General features: G+C 49.3%; 13 protein-coding genes and 1 other RNA gene. 11 read left to right on the forward strand and 3 right to left on the reverse strand.

Features of this window, described 5'->3' with window-relative positions; genetic code table 11:
• Window positions 1-10 precede the first annotated feature (10 nt).
• The 3 genes from AAA946_RS02785 to AAA946_RS02795 are packed head-to-tail and all read right to left on the reverse strand — an operon-like array spanning window position 11 to window position 2,854.
• Window positions 11-601, reverse strand: a complete 591-nt coding sequence (locus AAA946_RS02785; RefSeq protein ID WP_103880070.1) for a phosphoheptose isomerase — start codon at window positions 599-601, stop codon at window positions 11-13.
• Window positions 602-603: 2 nt separating this feature from the next.
• The gene (locus AAA946_RS02790) at window positions 604-993 is read right to left on the reverse strand and encodes a YraN family protein (RefSeq protein WP_338163523.1); all 390 of its coding nucleotides are present in this window, start codon (window positions 991-993) and stop codon (window positions 604-606) included.
• Window positions 956-2,854, reverse strand: coding sequence for a penicillin-binding protein activator (locus AAA946_RS02795; protein ID WP_338163524.1), 1,899 nt, complete (start codon window positions 2,852-2,854; stop codon window positions 956-958). The genes AAA946_RS02790 and AAA946_RS02795 overlap by 38 nt, the downstream gene beginning before the upstream one ends.
• Window positions 2,855-2,922: 68 nt before the next feature.
• On the opposite strand from AAA946_RS02795, the gene rsmI reads away from it, so the two are divergent.
• From rsmI to murG, 11 genes are all read left to right on the forward strand, one after another.
• Window positions 2,923-3,786 (forward strand): 16S rRNA (cytidine(1402)-2'-O)-methyltransferase, encoded by an 864-nt coding sequence (gene rsmI, locus AAA946_RS02800; RefSeq protein ID WP_338163525.1) that lies wholly within the window; start codon window positions 2,923-2,925, stop codon window positions 3,784-3,786.
• A 45-nt stretch (window positions 3,787-3,831) separates the two neighbouring features.
• Window positions 3,832-4,238: RNase P RNA component class A (gene rnpB, locus AAA946_RS02805), an RNA gene on the forward strand.
• 151 nt (window positions 4,239-4,389) lie between these two features.
• Entirely contained in the window at window positions 4,390-5,340 is a 951-nt protein-coding gene (rsmH, locus tag AAA946_RS02810) for a 16S rRNA (cytosine(1402)-N(4))-methyltransferase RsmH (protein ID WP_338163526.1), read from the forward strand.
• Between the two features lie 11 nt (window positions 5,341-5,351).
• A complete protein-coding gene (ftsL, locus tag AAA946_RS02815; RefSeq protein ID WP_338163527.1) occupies window positions 5,352-5,672 on the forward strand; it encodes a cell division protein FtsL in 321 nt (106 codons plus the stop codon).
• Complete coding sequence (locus tag AAA946_RS02820; RefSeq protein ID WP_338163528.1) at window positions 5,669-7,405, forward strand: penicillin-binding transpeptidase domain-containing protein; 1,737 nt, start codon at window positions 5,669-5,671, stop codon at window positions 7,403-7,405. Before ftsL ends, AAA946_RS02820 begins: the two co-directional genes overlap by 4 nt.
• Before the next feature lie 10 nt (window positions 7,406-7,415).
• Window positions 7,416-8,915 carry a UDP-N-acetylmuramoyl-L-alanyl-D-glutamate--2,6-diaminopimelate ligase gene (murE, locus tag AAA946_RS02825; protein WP_338163529.1) on the forward strand — a complete coding sequence of 500 codons (1,500 nt, stop codon included), beginning with the start codon at window positions 7,416-7,418 and terminating at the stop codon, window positions 8,913-8,915.
• Complete coding sequence (locus AAA946_RS02830; protein ID WP_338163530.1) at window positions 8,912-10,276, forward strand: UDP-N-acetylmuramoyl-tripeptide--D-alanyl-D-alanine ligase; 1,365 nt, start codon at window positions 8,912-8,914, stop codon at window positions 10,274-10,276. Before murE ends, AAA946_RS02830 begins: the two co-directional genes overlap by 4 nt.
• Window positions 10,273-11,355 (forward strand): phospho-N-acetylmuramoyl-pentapeptide-transferase, encoded by a 1,083-nt coding sequence (mraY, locus tag AAA946_RS02835; RefSeq protein ID WP_338163531.1) that lies wholly within the window; start codon window positions 10,273-10,275, stop codon window positions 11,353-11,355. Before AAA946_RS02830 ends, mraY begins: the two co-directional genes overlap by 4 nt.
• Before the next feature lie 24 nt (window positions 11,356-11,379).
• Window positions 11,380-12,708 carry a UDP-N-acetylmuramoyl-L-alanine--D-glutamate ligase gene (gene murD, locus AAA946_RS02840; RefSeq protein WP_338163532.1) on the forward strand — a complete coding sequence of 443 codons (1,329 nt, stop codon included), beginning with the start codon at window positions 11,380-11,382 and terminating at the stop codon, window positions 12,706-12,708.
• Window positions 12,709-12,723: 15 nt separating this feature from the next.
• Window positions 12,724-13,974, forward strand: coding sequence for a cell division protein FtsW (gene ftsW, locus AAA946_RS02845; protein WP_338163533.1), 1,251 nt, complete (start codon window positions 12,724-12,726; stop codon window positions 13,972-13,974).
• Window positions 13,961-15,022, forward strand: a complete 1,062-nt coding sequence (gene murG / locus AAA946_RS02850; RefSeq protein ID WP_338163534.1) for an undecaprenyldiphospho-muramoylpentapeptide beta-N-acetylglucosaminyltransferase — start codon at window positions 13,961-13,963, stop codon at window positions 15,020-15,022. The genes ftsW and murG overlap by 14 nt, the downstream gene beginning before the upstream one ends.
• The last annotated feature ends 2 nt before the right edge of the window (window positions 15,023-15,024 follow it).

The following is a 15,024-nucleotide window of genomic DNA, read 5'->3' on the forward strand; positions in this document are numbered from 1 at the left end:
CTTCATAGTGTTACTCTTCGTGGGATGGGAATAGCACTTGGTCGATCAAATCGCACAAGCAGTGGAGTGTCACCATGTGTACCTCATGGATACGTGCGGTACGGTGTGATGGGATACGGATTTCTACATCGTTCTCACCAAGCAAGCCTGCCATTTCACCGCCATCTTTGCCGGTAAAGGCAATGATGGTCATGTCTCGGGTCACAGCTGCTTCCATTGCTTTAATGACGTTTTTGCTGTTGCCGCTGGTCGAAATGGCCAGCAGGATATCGCCGGTTTGGCCGAAGGCACGGACTTGTTTAGCAAAAATGTCTTCAAAATTGTAGTCGTTGGCCACCGCTGTCATCGTGGTGTTATCCGCGGTCAGCGTCATCGCCGGTAGACTTGGACGTTCGGTTTCAAAACGGTTCAGTAGGCAAGAGACAAACTGCTGAGCGTTTGACGCTGAACCGCCGTTACCACAGCAAAGGATCTTATTGCCATTAAGTAGCGTTGCGACCATGGCTTGCGCAGCGTGAGTGATGACGTCTGGCAGCGCTTCGGCTGCGGCGATTTGAATTTGGATGCTTTCAGTAAAACTTTCTTTGATGCTATCGCGCATGGTTATCCTTGAGTGATGGCGTTTTTTATCCAGTTGATGTCATTGCCATGTTCATGAATGGCAACAACATCAAATCGAAACTCGGTGTCGTAGGGTGACAGGCCATTTTTTAATAGCCACAGAGTGGCGGCTTTCTCGAGCTTTTTGGCTTTGGTGCGCGTGACCATTTCTTGGGCGCTACCATAACATTGATTGCGTCGGTATTTGACCTCAACAAACACAATGCTCGATTTATCTTGCATGATCAGGTCAACTTCACCGCATTTTACCGTGAAGTTTTCTGTTAGAGGAACTAAGCCTTGGCGGCCGAGATAGTCTTTAGCCAGTTCCTCATAATTTTTGCCAACGGCACGCTTATTCGCTGATCGTCGTTTCCAAGGCAGTAGGGTCATCGCTGTTCTCTTCCTGAGTTGCGGCTACTTCTTGTTCTGTCGCGTTCTGGTTTATAGGCTGCTCACCGTATACACCCCAAGCAATCTGGCGTTGAACCACGCAATCAGGGTCGATAGTCAATACACCGGTTTGGCCGTCTACTGAGTAACCTTGTACCGCTTTAAGCTGTGGTAACTCCTTAGTCAGGGTATACGCATCCATTCCCAGTGCCTGTAGGCGTTTCTCGGCGTTTGAGCTCTTCGGCCAGAACTTCGTCATTTGCGTATCAAGATCGCTATTTTGCTCTACGAGTAGTGGAATATCGCTGTATACCACGCCAGTGAGGTCTTCGTATTGACGTTTTTCACTGTGGCTATGTGAATCAGCAAACAACTGTGGTTGTTTCGCGTCTGGGTTGATGGCCACCTCAATAAACGGTTTGATAAGCGTTAGGTCAGCATTGTTCGCGACGATGTACACCGAATCAATGTCACGGCGACTACGTGGTTGATTTTCAAGCTTCATGCCTGTCAGCGTTTCCATCTGTGCGATACGCTGCTGGCTTTCTTGCAAGCCAAATACGTTGTTGATGGTTTTTTGCAGTTGTGCTCGGTTTGCGTACTGCGCTACCGCAACCTTGTTGTCGCTTACCTTAGCCCACTCAGCATCAAAAGCTTTAGCGACGCGATCGCCTAGGTTGCCTTGTGGTGCGATGATCAGTGGATAGGCATACTGATTTTTTGCAAGGTGCTGCGCTGCTTGGGCAACTTCTTGCTCTGGAGACAGAGTCAGATAACACATCATTTGTGTTGGCTCTATCTCATTGGGAATATTGAGTGCTAACGCTGGAATTGGCGTTTCAGAACTTTGCTGTGCTTGCTGCAGCTTCTCAACATTTTCTTTCACTAGCGGGCCGACAATAAAATCAACACCATTAGCGACTAGCTTCGCTTTGATGTCTGCAGGAGTGGCTTCGTTAGTATCAATAACGGTGAAAATAGCTTCTGGATCGCGTAGGTCGTCATCCATCATCGCCAGCATAAATCCGTCGCGTACCAACTGAGCTTGCTTGGCATACTTACCCGATAATGGCAGCAGTAGAGCTGTGCTTTGTGGCGAAGCAATCTCTAGGTTGAGAATGTCGTAAATACTTTGCGGCGTATAAATAGCGGCTGGGTGCGTTGGGTTTTCTGCTAGCCAGTTTTCGAGTGTATTTTGTAGCTGTGGCAGACTGGCTCCCATTGCTTTCATGTAGGTCGCAAGCTGCAGCCAGCCGTCGAGTACTTCTTCATTTGGCTGAGCAACTAATGTCGCTAGATCTTGCTCTGAGTACTGATTCATGTACTGCCAAACTTGAGCATTAATGGCTTCTTGCTGGTCACTGGCGCTGAAACCTGCTTGGGCAATCAGCTCACGGCTTGCATCAAAATAGTTCCCCATTGCAGCTAAGCTTTGGGCGCGAAGTTGATAGTAGCGCTGCCACTGTTGCTGGGCGAGCGGCCATTCTGCTGGGAAGCTAAGTTGTAAATAGGCATCTTCGGCGTTGCCTTGAAGAAGGTTTAGCTCTGCGCGAGCTAGTTGCCATTCAGCTTGCTGCACCGTAGTGAGGTTTTGTTTGGCTAGTCGATTAGAGAGCCTTTGAGCTTGTTCGTAGTTGCCTTCTTGAATCGATGCTTTGAATGCTAAGATCAACCATTCATTCGCAAACCCATCTTGACCGGCGTCAGCGCGCATCAAATAGGTCTCTGAGGAAGCGGTGGGTGCAAGGGTGATATCAACGCTCGCTGGGGCGCTTGGCTGGGTAGAACAAGCGGCAATGGACAAAGCCAATGCAATTGGAGTCAGTAGGCGTGTTACACTATTTCTCTTTGGGTTCATCATTGCCATGAGCTCTTTAATCACTATTCGTGTAAAATCATTATATTAATCGTTGAAGTGCTGGTAAACAAATGACAAGCAACAAAACTACTTATATTGAGCAACCTACGCTCTTTATTGTACCGACACCGATTGGAAACCTCGGTGATATCACACAAAGAGCGCTCGATGTGCTAAATAGCGTCGACATTATTGCTGCTGAAGATACGCGCCATACAGGCAAGCTTCTGTCTCACTTCAATATTCAAACTAGAACATTTGCGCTGCATGATCACAATGAACAGCAAAAAGCGCAAGTTTTAGTCGATAAACTGCTTGCGGGTGAATCCATCGCATTGGTCTCTGATGCTGGCACACCGCTTATCAGCGATCCAGGGTATCATTTGGTGTCTCAATGTCGTCAGGCAGGCGTAAAAGTTGTGCCATTACCTGGCGCCTGTGCCGTGATTACAGCACTTAGCGCATCAGGCTTGCCGTCTGACCGCTTTAGCTTCGAGGGCTTTTTGCCAGCGAAAAGCAAAGGCCGCAAAGACAAATTCATGGAGATCGCCAAAGCCGAGCGCACCTGCATCTTCTACGAGTCACCACACCGCATTACCGAGTCGCTTGCCGATATGCTTGAAGTGCTAGGCCCTGAGCGTGAGGTGGTGTTGGCGCGCGAGCTGACCAAAACTTATGAAACCATTCAAGGGTTGCCACTCGGTGAGCTAATTGAATGGATTGAAGAAGATGATAACCGCAAGCGCGGCGAGATGGTGTTACTGATCCACGGTCATCGTGAACCTGTCAATGAAGAGCTGCCGGATGAGGCGACACGCACATTGGCTATTTTGGTCAAAGATCTGCCACTGAAAAAAGCGGCTGCAGCGACCGCTGAGATCTATAACCTCAAAAAGAATGCCCTGTATAAATGGGGTCTAGAAAACTTATCCTAGAAAAACATTGAGTAATCACGCTCGCTTAGTTACAATCCGCGCCCTGAAGTTGACCGGATAGTCGCTGCTTCGTTGACGTCCCCTTGAGCTTGTCTTGGGGGAGACTGACGGAGGGGAGGAAAGTCCGGGCTCCACAGAGCAGGGTGCCAGGTAACGCCTGGGGGGCGAAAGCCTACGACAAGTGCAGCAGAGAGAAGACCGCCGATGGCTCCATTTCTTCGGAAGGAGCACAGGTAAGGGTGAAAGGGTGCGGTAAGAGCGCACCGGGCGACTAGCAATAGTTCGTTGCAAGGTAAACTCCACCCGGAGCAAGACCAAATAGGCCCCCACATTGCGTGGCTCGCGTAAGGGGGCGGGTAGGTTGCTCGAGCCAGTGAGCGATTGCTGGCCTAGACGAATGGCTATCACCGCTTCGGCGGATACAGAACCCGGCTTACAGGTCAACTTCACCTATTATAGAAAAACCCATTACAAATTGATTTTGTGATGGGTTTTTTGCTTTTTTATCACCTATCTTTACGATAGGCTGAACTTAACCAGATGACGTTACTGAAGGAAATCAGTAAACTTGTCGTCTTTGCTAAGCAACTCTCGAGATCACCCATGAGCGAATCCTTTCAACACATTTCGGTACTACTTCACGAATCCATTGATGGTCTAGCTATCAAACCGGATGGAACTTACATTGATGGAACGTTCGGCCGCGGTGGTCACAGTCGTCAAATTCTTTCACAACTGGGTGAAAACGGTCGCCTATTTAGTATTGACCGCGATCCAACTGCGATTGAAGAAGCAAAAAAGATTGATGACCCTCGCTTTACCATCATTCATGGCCCGTTTTCTGGAATGGCAGAATACGCAGAGCGTTATGAACTGGTGGGTAAAGTGGATGGCGTTTTACTTGATTTAGGTGTCTCCTCACCGCAGCTGGACGATGCTGAACGTGGCTTTAGCTTCATGAAAGATGGTCCGCTTGATATGCGTATGGATCCAACCTCAGGTATGCCCGTCTCTGAATGGTTAGCGCAAGCTGATCTGGATGATATTACTTGGGTGATCCGCGAATTTGGTGAAGACAAACATGCTCGTCGAATCGCAAAAGCCATTGTGGCGCATCGTGAAGATGAAGAAAAAGAGCCGTTAACACGCACTGGCCAGTTGGCGAAGTTGATCTCTGAAGCTGCACCCAAGAGCTTTAAAGAGAAAAAGCACCCAGCAACACGTGCATTCCAGGCGTTTCGAATCTACATCAACAGTGAACTTGAAGAGATCGATACGGCATTGAAAGGTGCCGCAAGTATTCTTGCTCCACAAGGTCGACTGTCGGTGATCAGCTTCCACTCTCTCGAAGATCGCATGGTGAAGCACTTTATGCGTAAAGAGAGCAAAGGGCCACAAGTACCACACGGTATTCCGATGACCGAAGATCAAATTCGAGCTTTGGGTAGTGCTAACTTAAAAACGATCGGTAAGGCACTTAAGCCTTCGGGTCAAGAAGTGGAAATGAACGCTCGCTCACGCAGCTCAGTACTTCGTGTAGCGGAAAAACTGTAACGGATGACGGGATGTCTAACCAACCGACTCATAATCTCGCGAAACTGATTGCCTTAGATATCATCACGGTAGGCCGCATTCCGCTTATCGTGTTTCTGATGATATTTGCCACTGCAATGGGGGTTGTGTTTGCCACGCATCACACCCGCGAGGCGATCAATGAGAAAGATATCGCGCTTCAAGAGCGTGAGCGACTTGATAATGAGTGGCGCAACCTGTTGCTTGAGGAAAATGCGCTGTCGGAACATAGCCGTGTTCAGGCTATGGCCAAACAAGAGTTAGATATGACGCGCCCCGACGCAGACAAGGAAGTAGTGGTTTCCCTGAAATGAAAGGCAAAAAAGTCGTTAAGTCTTCCAACAAAAAACAATCTCAGCAAGCCGCTAACCAACCTGCGCTGATCGCTTGGCGTTTTCGTCTCATTATGGGCGGTGTGCTGCTTATCTTTGGCGCGCTGGTTGCGCGTATCGGTTATATTCAAGTTATCGAACCAGACAACTTGATTAAACAGGGTGACTTACGCTCAGTGCGTGTTAAAGCTCTGCCTTCAGCACGCGGCATCATCTCTGATAGAAACGGTGAGCCACTTGCCGTGAGTGTGCCCGTTCAGGCAGTGTGGGCCGATCCCGCAACAATATTCAAAGATGATGGTTTAAAACAGCTCGACCGTTGGCATGCCCTTGCTGATGTACTTGGTCTCGACCGCGATGCGCTTATTGCCAAAATCAACAAGAACAAATCACGCCGATTCATTTACCTACAGCGTCAAGTGAGCCCTGCGATGGCGAAGTACATCAAAGAGCTGAAACTCTCTGGCGTAGGGCTGAAAGCAGAGTCCAGACGTTACTATCCTGCTGGTGAGGTTAGTGCTCACTTAGTAGGGGTGACTGGTATCGACGGTCACGGTCTCGAAGGGGTTGAGCGCAGCTATGACAAATGGCTGACCGGAGAAGCGGGTAAACGCATTATTCGTAAAGACCGTTATGGCCGCGTGGTGGAAAACATCTCTCTTGAAGACAGAGAAGAAGGTAAACCACTTGAGCTTACCGTCGATCAAAGATTGCAGGCTATCGCTTATCGCGCCATTAAACAGGCCGTGGCGGATTACCGTGCGACCTCGGGCAGTGCCGTTATCATTGATGTGAAAACCGGTGGTGTATTGGCCATGGTGAACGCGCCCTCTTATAACCCGAACAACCGCTCTTCACGCCAGTCTTTTACGATGCGAAATCGTGTCATAACCGATGCAATGGAACCGGGCTCTACGGTTAAACCATTTGTGGTGCTAGCGGCGCTTGAGGCGGGTGTTGCCGATGAAAACACCATTATCGATACTGGTAATGGCATCATGCAGATTGGCGGAAGCCGGGTGCGCGATACATCGAAAGTGGGCAAAGCGAACTTAGCTAAAATCCTGCAAAAGTCGAGTAACATCGGTGTGGCAAAGCTAGCTCTAGACATGCCGCTAGAAGCGCTACTTGGGATGTACAGTTCCATTGGTTATGGTCAGTTGTCTGGTCTTAACCTAGTTGGTGAGACAACGGGTATTTTCCCGAACCGTCGTCGTTGGTCGCAATTTGAAATCGCAACTCTCGCGTTTGGTTATGGTATTTCTATCACGCCCCTTCAGTTAGCACACGCTTACGCCACACTCGGTAATGGCGGCTTGTATCAGCCGGTACATATTATTGAAAGCAATCAGCAGGATTTGTCCAAGCAGGTTATTGACCATGACTACGCCATGTCGGTTTTGCATATGCTAGAGGCAGTAACGCAGCCTGGTGGTACCGCTACAAGAGCGGCGGTACCAGGGTATCGAGTTGCTGCGAAAACCGGTACTTCAAGAAAGGCCGCGGCGGGTGGCTACAGTGATGAATATGTGGCGATCACCTCAGGCGTCGCGCCAGTGAGTGACCCGCGTATTGCCTTAGTTGTGGTGATCAATGAACCACAAGGCGATCAGTATTATGGCGGTGCCGTGGCAGGCCCTGTCTTTTCCGAAATCATGAAAGGAGCGCTGCAGATACTCAATGTCGCTCCTGACGAAAACCAATTTCAGCAATAGGTGAGAAACAATGTTGACCTCTTTGACATTGGCAAAGCTATTAAAACCATGGCTTGATGACAGCAGTAAGCTGATGGCAGATGACACGCTCGGTGCTATTAATGTGTCTAACTTAGAGCTTGATAGCCGCGCCATTAAGCCAGGCGATACGTTCGTGGCGATCATCGGCCATACGGTGGATGGACGACTGTTTATCGAGCGTGCGATTCAGTCTGGTGCCGATTCAGTGATTGCTCAGGCCGATGCCGAGCACAAACATGGCGAAGTCACTCTCGTCGACGGCGTACCTGTTGTTCATATTTATCAACTCGACACGTTGTTGTCAGTGATGGCCGCGCGTCTTTATCAATATAGGCAGCAAGTGATTGGCGTAACGGGGACGAATGGTAAAACCACCATCACCCAGCTTATCGCGCAGTGGATTGAGCTTGTCGGTGATAGAGCCGCCATCATGGGCACCACGGGTAACGGTTTCTTGAACGACTTGCAAGAAGCGAAAAATACCACGGGCAGTGCCATTGATGTGCAGCGTATTTTGTCTCAGTTAGACGGCCAAGGCGCGCAATATACGGCGATGGAAGTCTCCTCCCATGGCCTGGTTCAAGGTCGTGTGGCCGCCGTGCCTTTCTCATTAGGTATTTTCACTAACCTCAGCCGCGACCATTTGGACTATCACGGCACGATGGAAGGTTATGAAGCGGCCAAAAAGCTCCTGTTTACTGGACATCACTGTGAGCACGCGGTGCTGAATGTCGATGACGAAGTGGGTCGCCGCTGGCTGTCCGCACGCAGCGATGCGATTGCTGTGTCTGTTGAAGGGCACCAGCTCGGTGAAAAGGGCGTTTGGGCAACATCGGTTGAGTATAGTGACGGTGGCATCTCTTTAGAGTTTGATGGCTGCTTTGGCAGTGGCAAACTCGATGCGCCGCTGATTGGTCAGTTCAATGCGAGCAATGTGTTACTGGCGTTTTCTGCTCTGCTTCAGCTTGGTTTTGACAAGCAAGCACTAATGGACACTGCATCTAAGCTGCAACCGGTACTGGGGCGCATGGAGCTGTTTCAAGCGGATGGTAAACCTAAGCTGGTGGTTGATTACGCCCACACGCCAGATGCGCTAGAGAAAGCCTTGCAGGCTCTTCGCGTGCATTGTGATGGTCTGCTTTGGGTTATTGTCGGCTGCGGTGGTGACCGAGACAAAGGTAAACGTCCAATGATGGCCTCGATCGCTGAGCAGTTGGCAGATAAGGTGATCTTAAGCGATGACAACCCACGCAGTGAAGATCCCAAAGCGATTGTCGACGATATGCTGGCCGGAATGAGTGTACCAGAAGAGGCATTTATTGAGCATCAACGTTTTAATGCGGCTCAGTTAGCGGTTCAGCACGCGACAGCTTCTGACATTATTCTACTGGCGGGTAAAGGACACGAAGATTACCAAGTGATTGGTAACGAAAGTGTTCACTATTCCGATCGTGAAACTGCGGCGCAGCTACTAGGACTCACGCTATGATTGAACTGACGTTAACCGATATCGCTGCCGTTGTTGATGGTCAGCTGGTGGGCGAAAATACTAGCATCACCGATGTGACCACAGATACGCGTGCCATAGAACAAGGCGCTCTGTTTATTGCTCTGGTTGGGGAGCGTTTTGATGCTCATGACTTTGCTGAGCAAGCCGTAGAGAAAGGGGCTGCGGCGCTGATTGTCGAAAGAAAACTTGATGTTGCGGTCTCTCAAGTGGTTGTTGCCGACAGTAAGCTGGCGCTTGGCAAACTGGGAGCGGAAGTTCATAGACGCTGCCAAACTAAGACCATTGCCATTACCGGTAGTTGCGGTAAGACGACGGTAAAAGAGATGATTGCCAGCATTTTGTCTAGCAAAGGTCAGGTGCTGTATACCGCTGGTAATTTTAATAACGATATCGGCGTGCCACTAACCTTGTTGCGCTCTACGCCGCAAGACGACTTTGCGGTTATTGAATTGGGCGCGAACCACATTGGCGAAATTGCTTACACAACCGCGTTAACCAATCCGGATGTCGCGTTGGTGAACAATGTGGCCGAGGCGCATTTAGAAGGCTTTGGCTCTCTTGAGGGCGTTAAGCAGGCTAAGGGTGAAATCTATCAGGGGCTGCCAGCGGGTGGTATTGCACTTGTGAACCTTGATAGTGAAGGCGGTGACTATTGGCAATCGGTACTGAGTGACAAACAAGTGGTGCGCATCGCCAAGCAGAACGCTCACGCAGACTTTTACGCCTCTGACATAACCTTGTCATCTCTTGGTAGCCCGTTGTTTACACTCCATACCCCAACAGGCAACATCTCGATTGCGCTGACGATCATCGGTGAGCACAATGTGGCGAATGCCGTGGCCGCATCCGCGTTGGCAACACAAGTTGGTGCAACCCTCGAACAAATTCAACACGGTTTGCAATCACTGAGTAAAGTGAAACGTCGCGTTGATGTTGAGAAGCTTACCGACACGATCACTTTGATTGATGATAGCTACAACGCCAGTGTTCCTGCGATGAAGGCGGCAGTGGATCTGTTGGGCCAGTTTACTCAAACCCAACGCTGGTTGATTTTGGGTAACATGGCAGAATTAGGGTATGAAAGCCTTGCACTTCACAAAGAAGTCGGACAACATGCTGCACCTTTCGCATTTGAACACGTTTTAACCTATGGTGAGGATGCGAAAGTAATCAGTGACCTTTGCGGTGGACAGCATTTTATAAGTCACGACGATATGCTCGCGCATATCGAACACACATTAAAACAGTTAAACCAGACCTCTCATACCTTGTTGGTTAAAGGGGCGCTAAGTGCTGGCATGTTTACTATCGCCAATGCACTGAAGGAGAAATACACATGATTATTTGGCTTGCAGAATTACTACAGCCATACTTTTCTTTTTTTCGTCTGTTTGAATACTTGTCATTCAGAGCTATTGTCAGTGTATTAACTGCCTTAGGTATTTCTTTGTGGATGGGGCCAAAGATGATTGCCCGTCTACAAATGTTGCAGATCGGCCAGGTTGTTCGTAATGAAGGTCCTGAGTCGCACTTTAGTAAGCGCGGCACACCGACCATGGGTGGTGTGATGATCTTGTCAGCCATTTCGATCACCGTATTGCTGTGGGCTGATTTGAGCAACCCATACATTTGGGCAGTTCTTGCGGTATTAATTGGCTACGGTGCGGTAGGCTTTGTTGATGATTATCGCAAAGTGGTACGTAAAAACACCGATGGTTTGATTGCTCGTTGGAAGTACTTTTGGCAGTCGCTGATTGCCTTGGTGGTGGCATTTGCTCTATATGTTCACGGCCAAGATACCGCGGCCACTCAACTTGTCGTGCCATTCTTTAAAGATGTGATGCCACAAATGGGGCTGTTCTACATTGTCTTTACTTACTTTGTGATTGTTGGTACCAGTAATGCGGTGAACCTCACCGATGGCCTTGATGGCCTCGCGATCATGCCGACGGTATTGGTTGCTGCTGGTTTTGCGGTGATCGCTTGGGCAACGGGCAATGTTAACTTTGCCGCTTATCTACATATTCCTTATATTCCATACACCTCTGAGCTTGTGGTGTTCTGTACTGCGATGGTCGGTGCAGGTCTTGGTTTCCTTTGGTTTAACACTTACCCAGCGCAAGTATTTATGGGCGATGTGGGCTCGCTAGCACTTGGCGGCGCACTGGGTGTGATTGCCGTGTTGGTGCGTCAAGAGTTTGTACTGGTGATCATGGGCGGTGTGTTTGTAATGGAAACACTGTCGGTAATCCTTCAAGTCGGCTCATACAAGTTGCGTGGTCAGCGTATTTTCCGCATGGCACCTATTCACCATCACTATGAGCTAAAAGGCTGGCCAGAGCCGCGCGTTATTGTTCGTTTCTGGATCATTTCAATCGTATTGGTACTTATCGGCCTAGCAACGCTTAAAGTACGTTAATCAACAGGCTAGGGATCCTTGTTCATGGAACGTTGGCAAGACATTCAGCAAGTGGTCGTCGTAGGGCTCGGTATTACCGGGCTCTCCGTCGTTAATCACCTTCGTAAATATCATCCTACATTGACCATCCAAGTAATGGACAGTCGAGATAACCCGCCTGGCGCAGAGCAATTGCCAGAGGGTGTTGCCCTACATACTGGCAGTTTTGAAGCCGATTGGTTGATGCAGGCTGATTTAGTGGTGTGTAACCCTGGTATCGCACTAGCGACGCCAGAAATTAGCGCAGCCATGGCAAACGGCGTGCCTGTCATTGGCGATATTGAGTTGTTTGCTTGGGCTAATGATAAACCGGTGATCGCGGTTACCGGCTCAAACGGCAAAAGCACTGTCACGGACTTGACGGGTGAGATGGCTAAGGCAGCTGGGCTGAATGTCGGAGTGGGCGGTAACATTGGTGTCCCAGCCCTCGATTTACTCGAGCTTGATGCCGATCTCTATGTGCTTGAACTATCCAGCTTCCAACTGGAAACGACGTCGTCGCTAAACACTAAAGTCTCGACGTTTTTGAATCTTTCAGAAGACCATATGGATCGCTACGAAGGTATGGCGGATTATGCCGAAGCCAAGCGTAGGATTTTCTTACATGCTGAGCATGTGTTGGTAAATCGCGACGAGCCAGAGACTTATCCCACCGAGTCTTCCTTAGCACTATCAACATTTGGTTTTGATGCTAAGCAGTTTGGCATGCAGGTGTTTGGTGGACGTACTTGGTTGATGGATGGCGATGAAAAAATCGTTGCCGCCGATGAACTGAGTATTGTTGGCCAGCATAACTGGTCAAATGCTTTGGTCGCTTGTGCGCTGCTTAAACTAGCAAATGTTGATTATCGCACCGCATTAGAGTGCTTAAAATCTTATCGAGGATTAACCCATCGCTGCCAAGTGGTGGCCGAGCAATCGGGCGTTAAATGGGTTAATGACTCAAAAGCCACTAATGTAGCAAGTACGCTTGCAGCCTTGTCTGGTTTAACACTCCAAGGCACGTTGTACTTGCTTGTTGGCGGAGTTGGTAAAGGCGCGGATTTTTCTGAGCTTGCTACGCCGCTTAGTACGTTGAATGTGGAACTGTGCTGTTTTGGCCGTGATGGACAGGAATTCCAGCCGCTTCACGATAGTGCGCGTTACTTTGCATCAATGGACGATATTTTGGCTGAGATCACGCCACGATTGAAGCAAGGTGATATGGTCATGTTGTCGCCAGCGTGCGCCAGTTTTGATCAGTTTGCCAACTTTATGGCTCGAGGCGATCACTTCACCGAGCTGGCACTGCGTTTTTCAGCGCAAGTTAGTTAACACGGATTCGTCACTATGTTTCATCAAATTCGACAACGCACCATGGGATGGATGACCCACAGTGCTCCAGATACGCTTTATGACCGACAACTGGTTTGGTTGGCGTTTGGGTTGATGGTGACGGGACTGGTGATGGTAACTTCAGCCTCGTTTCCTATCAGTTCTCGACTGACGGATCAGCCGTTCCACTTTATGTTTCGCCACGCTATTTTTTTAGTGTTGGCGCTTGGCACGTCTGCTGTAGTGCTGCAAATACCGATCGCTAAGTGGTTTAAGTACAGTACCTATTTGCTAGCGATATCGATTTTCTTACTGATCGTTGTACTTGTTGTCGGCAAGTCGGTTAACGGGGCATCACGTTGGATCCCGCTTGGGCTGTTTAACCTTCAGCCAGCGGAGGTAGCCAAACTGTCGCTGTTCATCTTTATGTCCGGCTATTTAGTCAGAAAGCAAGACGAAGTGCGGCAGTCGTTTTTTGGCGGGTTTATTAAACCGATCATGGTATTTACCACCTTTGCCATTCTACTATTGGGTCAGCCGGACTTAGGAACCGTGGTGGTGATGCTGGTGACACTGTTTGGTATGCTGTTTATCGCCGGTGCTAAGCTGTCACAGTTTATTGCGTTATTCGTTGCCGGCGTCAGTGCGGTTATCGCATTGATTTTGGTTGAGCCGTATCGTGTCAGGCGTGTCACCTCGTTCTTAGACCCTTGGGAAGACCCCTTCGGTAGTGGTTATCAGCTCACTCAGTCACTTATGGCGTTTGGTCGCGGTAATTTGATGGGGCAAGGCCTGGGAAACTCAGTGCAAAAACTGGAATACTTGCCTGAGGCGCATACCGACTTTGTTTTTGCCGTGCTAGCCGAAGAGCTCGGGTTTGTTGGTGTTGTATTAGTATTGATGCTGGTGTTTGCGCTGGTTATCAAGTCGCTGTATATCGGTAAGCGCGCATTTGAAAAACAGCAGTTTTTTGGTGGTTACCTCTGCTTTGCGATTGGTATTTGGTTTGCGTTTCAAACGTTGGTCAATGTGGGAGCTGCAGCGGGTATGGTACCGACTAAAGGCTTAACCTTGCCGCTGATCAGTTATGGTGGCTCCAGTTTGATTATTATGTCAGTCGCCGTGTCGATATTGCTTCGCGTCGATCATGAATGTCGACTACTACCGGACGCTGAGCCTGCTCAGAACAGTGAACCACCACGCAAAGACTCAGAGAACAAAGAGTCACAAACAGATAAGAAACAGAAACAAGATGACGAAAAATAAACGTTTAATGGTGATGGCTGGTGGTACTGGTGGTCACGTATTTCCAGGGTTGGCAGTTGCAAAGCGCTTGCAAGAGCAAGGTTGGGAGATCCGCTGGCTCGGAACCGCAGACCGAATGGAAGCAGACTTAGTGCCAAAGCATGGTATTGAGATTGATTTTATTAAAGTGAAGGGCTTGCGTGGGCAAGGTATTGCCAAGCTGATTAAAGCGCCGTTTCAAATCATTAGTGCTATTTTTCAAGCTCGCCAACATTTAAAACGCTGGCAACCTGATGCGGTACTTGGCATGGGCGGGTACGTCAGTGGACCAGGGGGCGTTGCTGCTTGGACTATGGGCATACCTGTTGTTTTGCATGAACAAAATGGTGTCGCGGGACTCACTAACCAGTGGCTGTCTAAAATTGCCAAAAAGGTGTTTCAAGCCTTTCCGGGTGCTTTTGCCGATGCCGAAGTGGTCGGCAATCCAGTACGTCAAGATTTGCTGGACATAGATGCGCCAGAAGCAAGGCTCAACGGCCGCGATGGCGATATTCGCATTTTGGTGATGGGTGGTAGTCAAGGCGCACGTATTCTCAATCATACGTTGCCGCCAGTTATGGCTGCACTGGGTGAAGGCTATACTATTCGTCATCAAGCGGGTAAAGGCAGTCAGCAAGAAGTGGCTGAGCTTTATTCACAGCACCAAGTTGATAAAGCTCAGGTGACCGAATTTATTGATGATGTGGCTGCGGCGTATCAATGGGCCGATCTTGTGGTTTGCCGCTCGGGTGCACTGACGGTCTCTGAACTTGCTGCAGCAGGTGTAGGGGCTATCTTTATCCCATTTATGCACAAAGATCGTCAGCAAGCGCTCAATGGTGACCATTTGGTCGACTGCCAAGCGGCCTACATGATTGAACAGCCTCAACTGAGCGTAGAAAAGCTCACTGAGCAAATTCGCAGCCTAGACCGAGCACAGCTCAAAACGCTGGCTATCAATGCCCGACAAGCGGCTAAGCTCGATGCGGATACACGCGTCGCGAAAGAAATTATCGAATTAACAAAATAGAT

It is taken from the genome of Vibrio sp. 10N (genome assembly GCF_036245475.1).
Classification (GTDB): Bacteria; Pseudomonadota; Gammaproteobacteria; order Enterobacterales; family Vibrionaceae; genus Vibrio.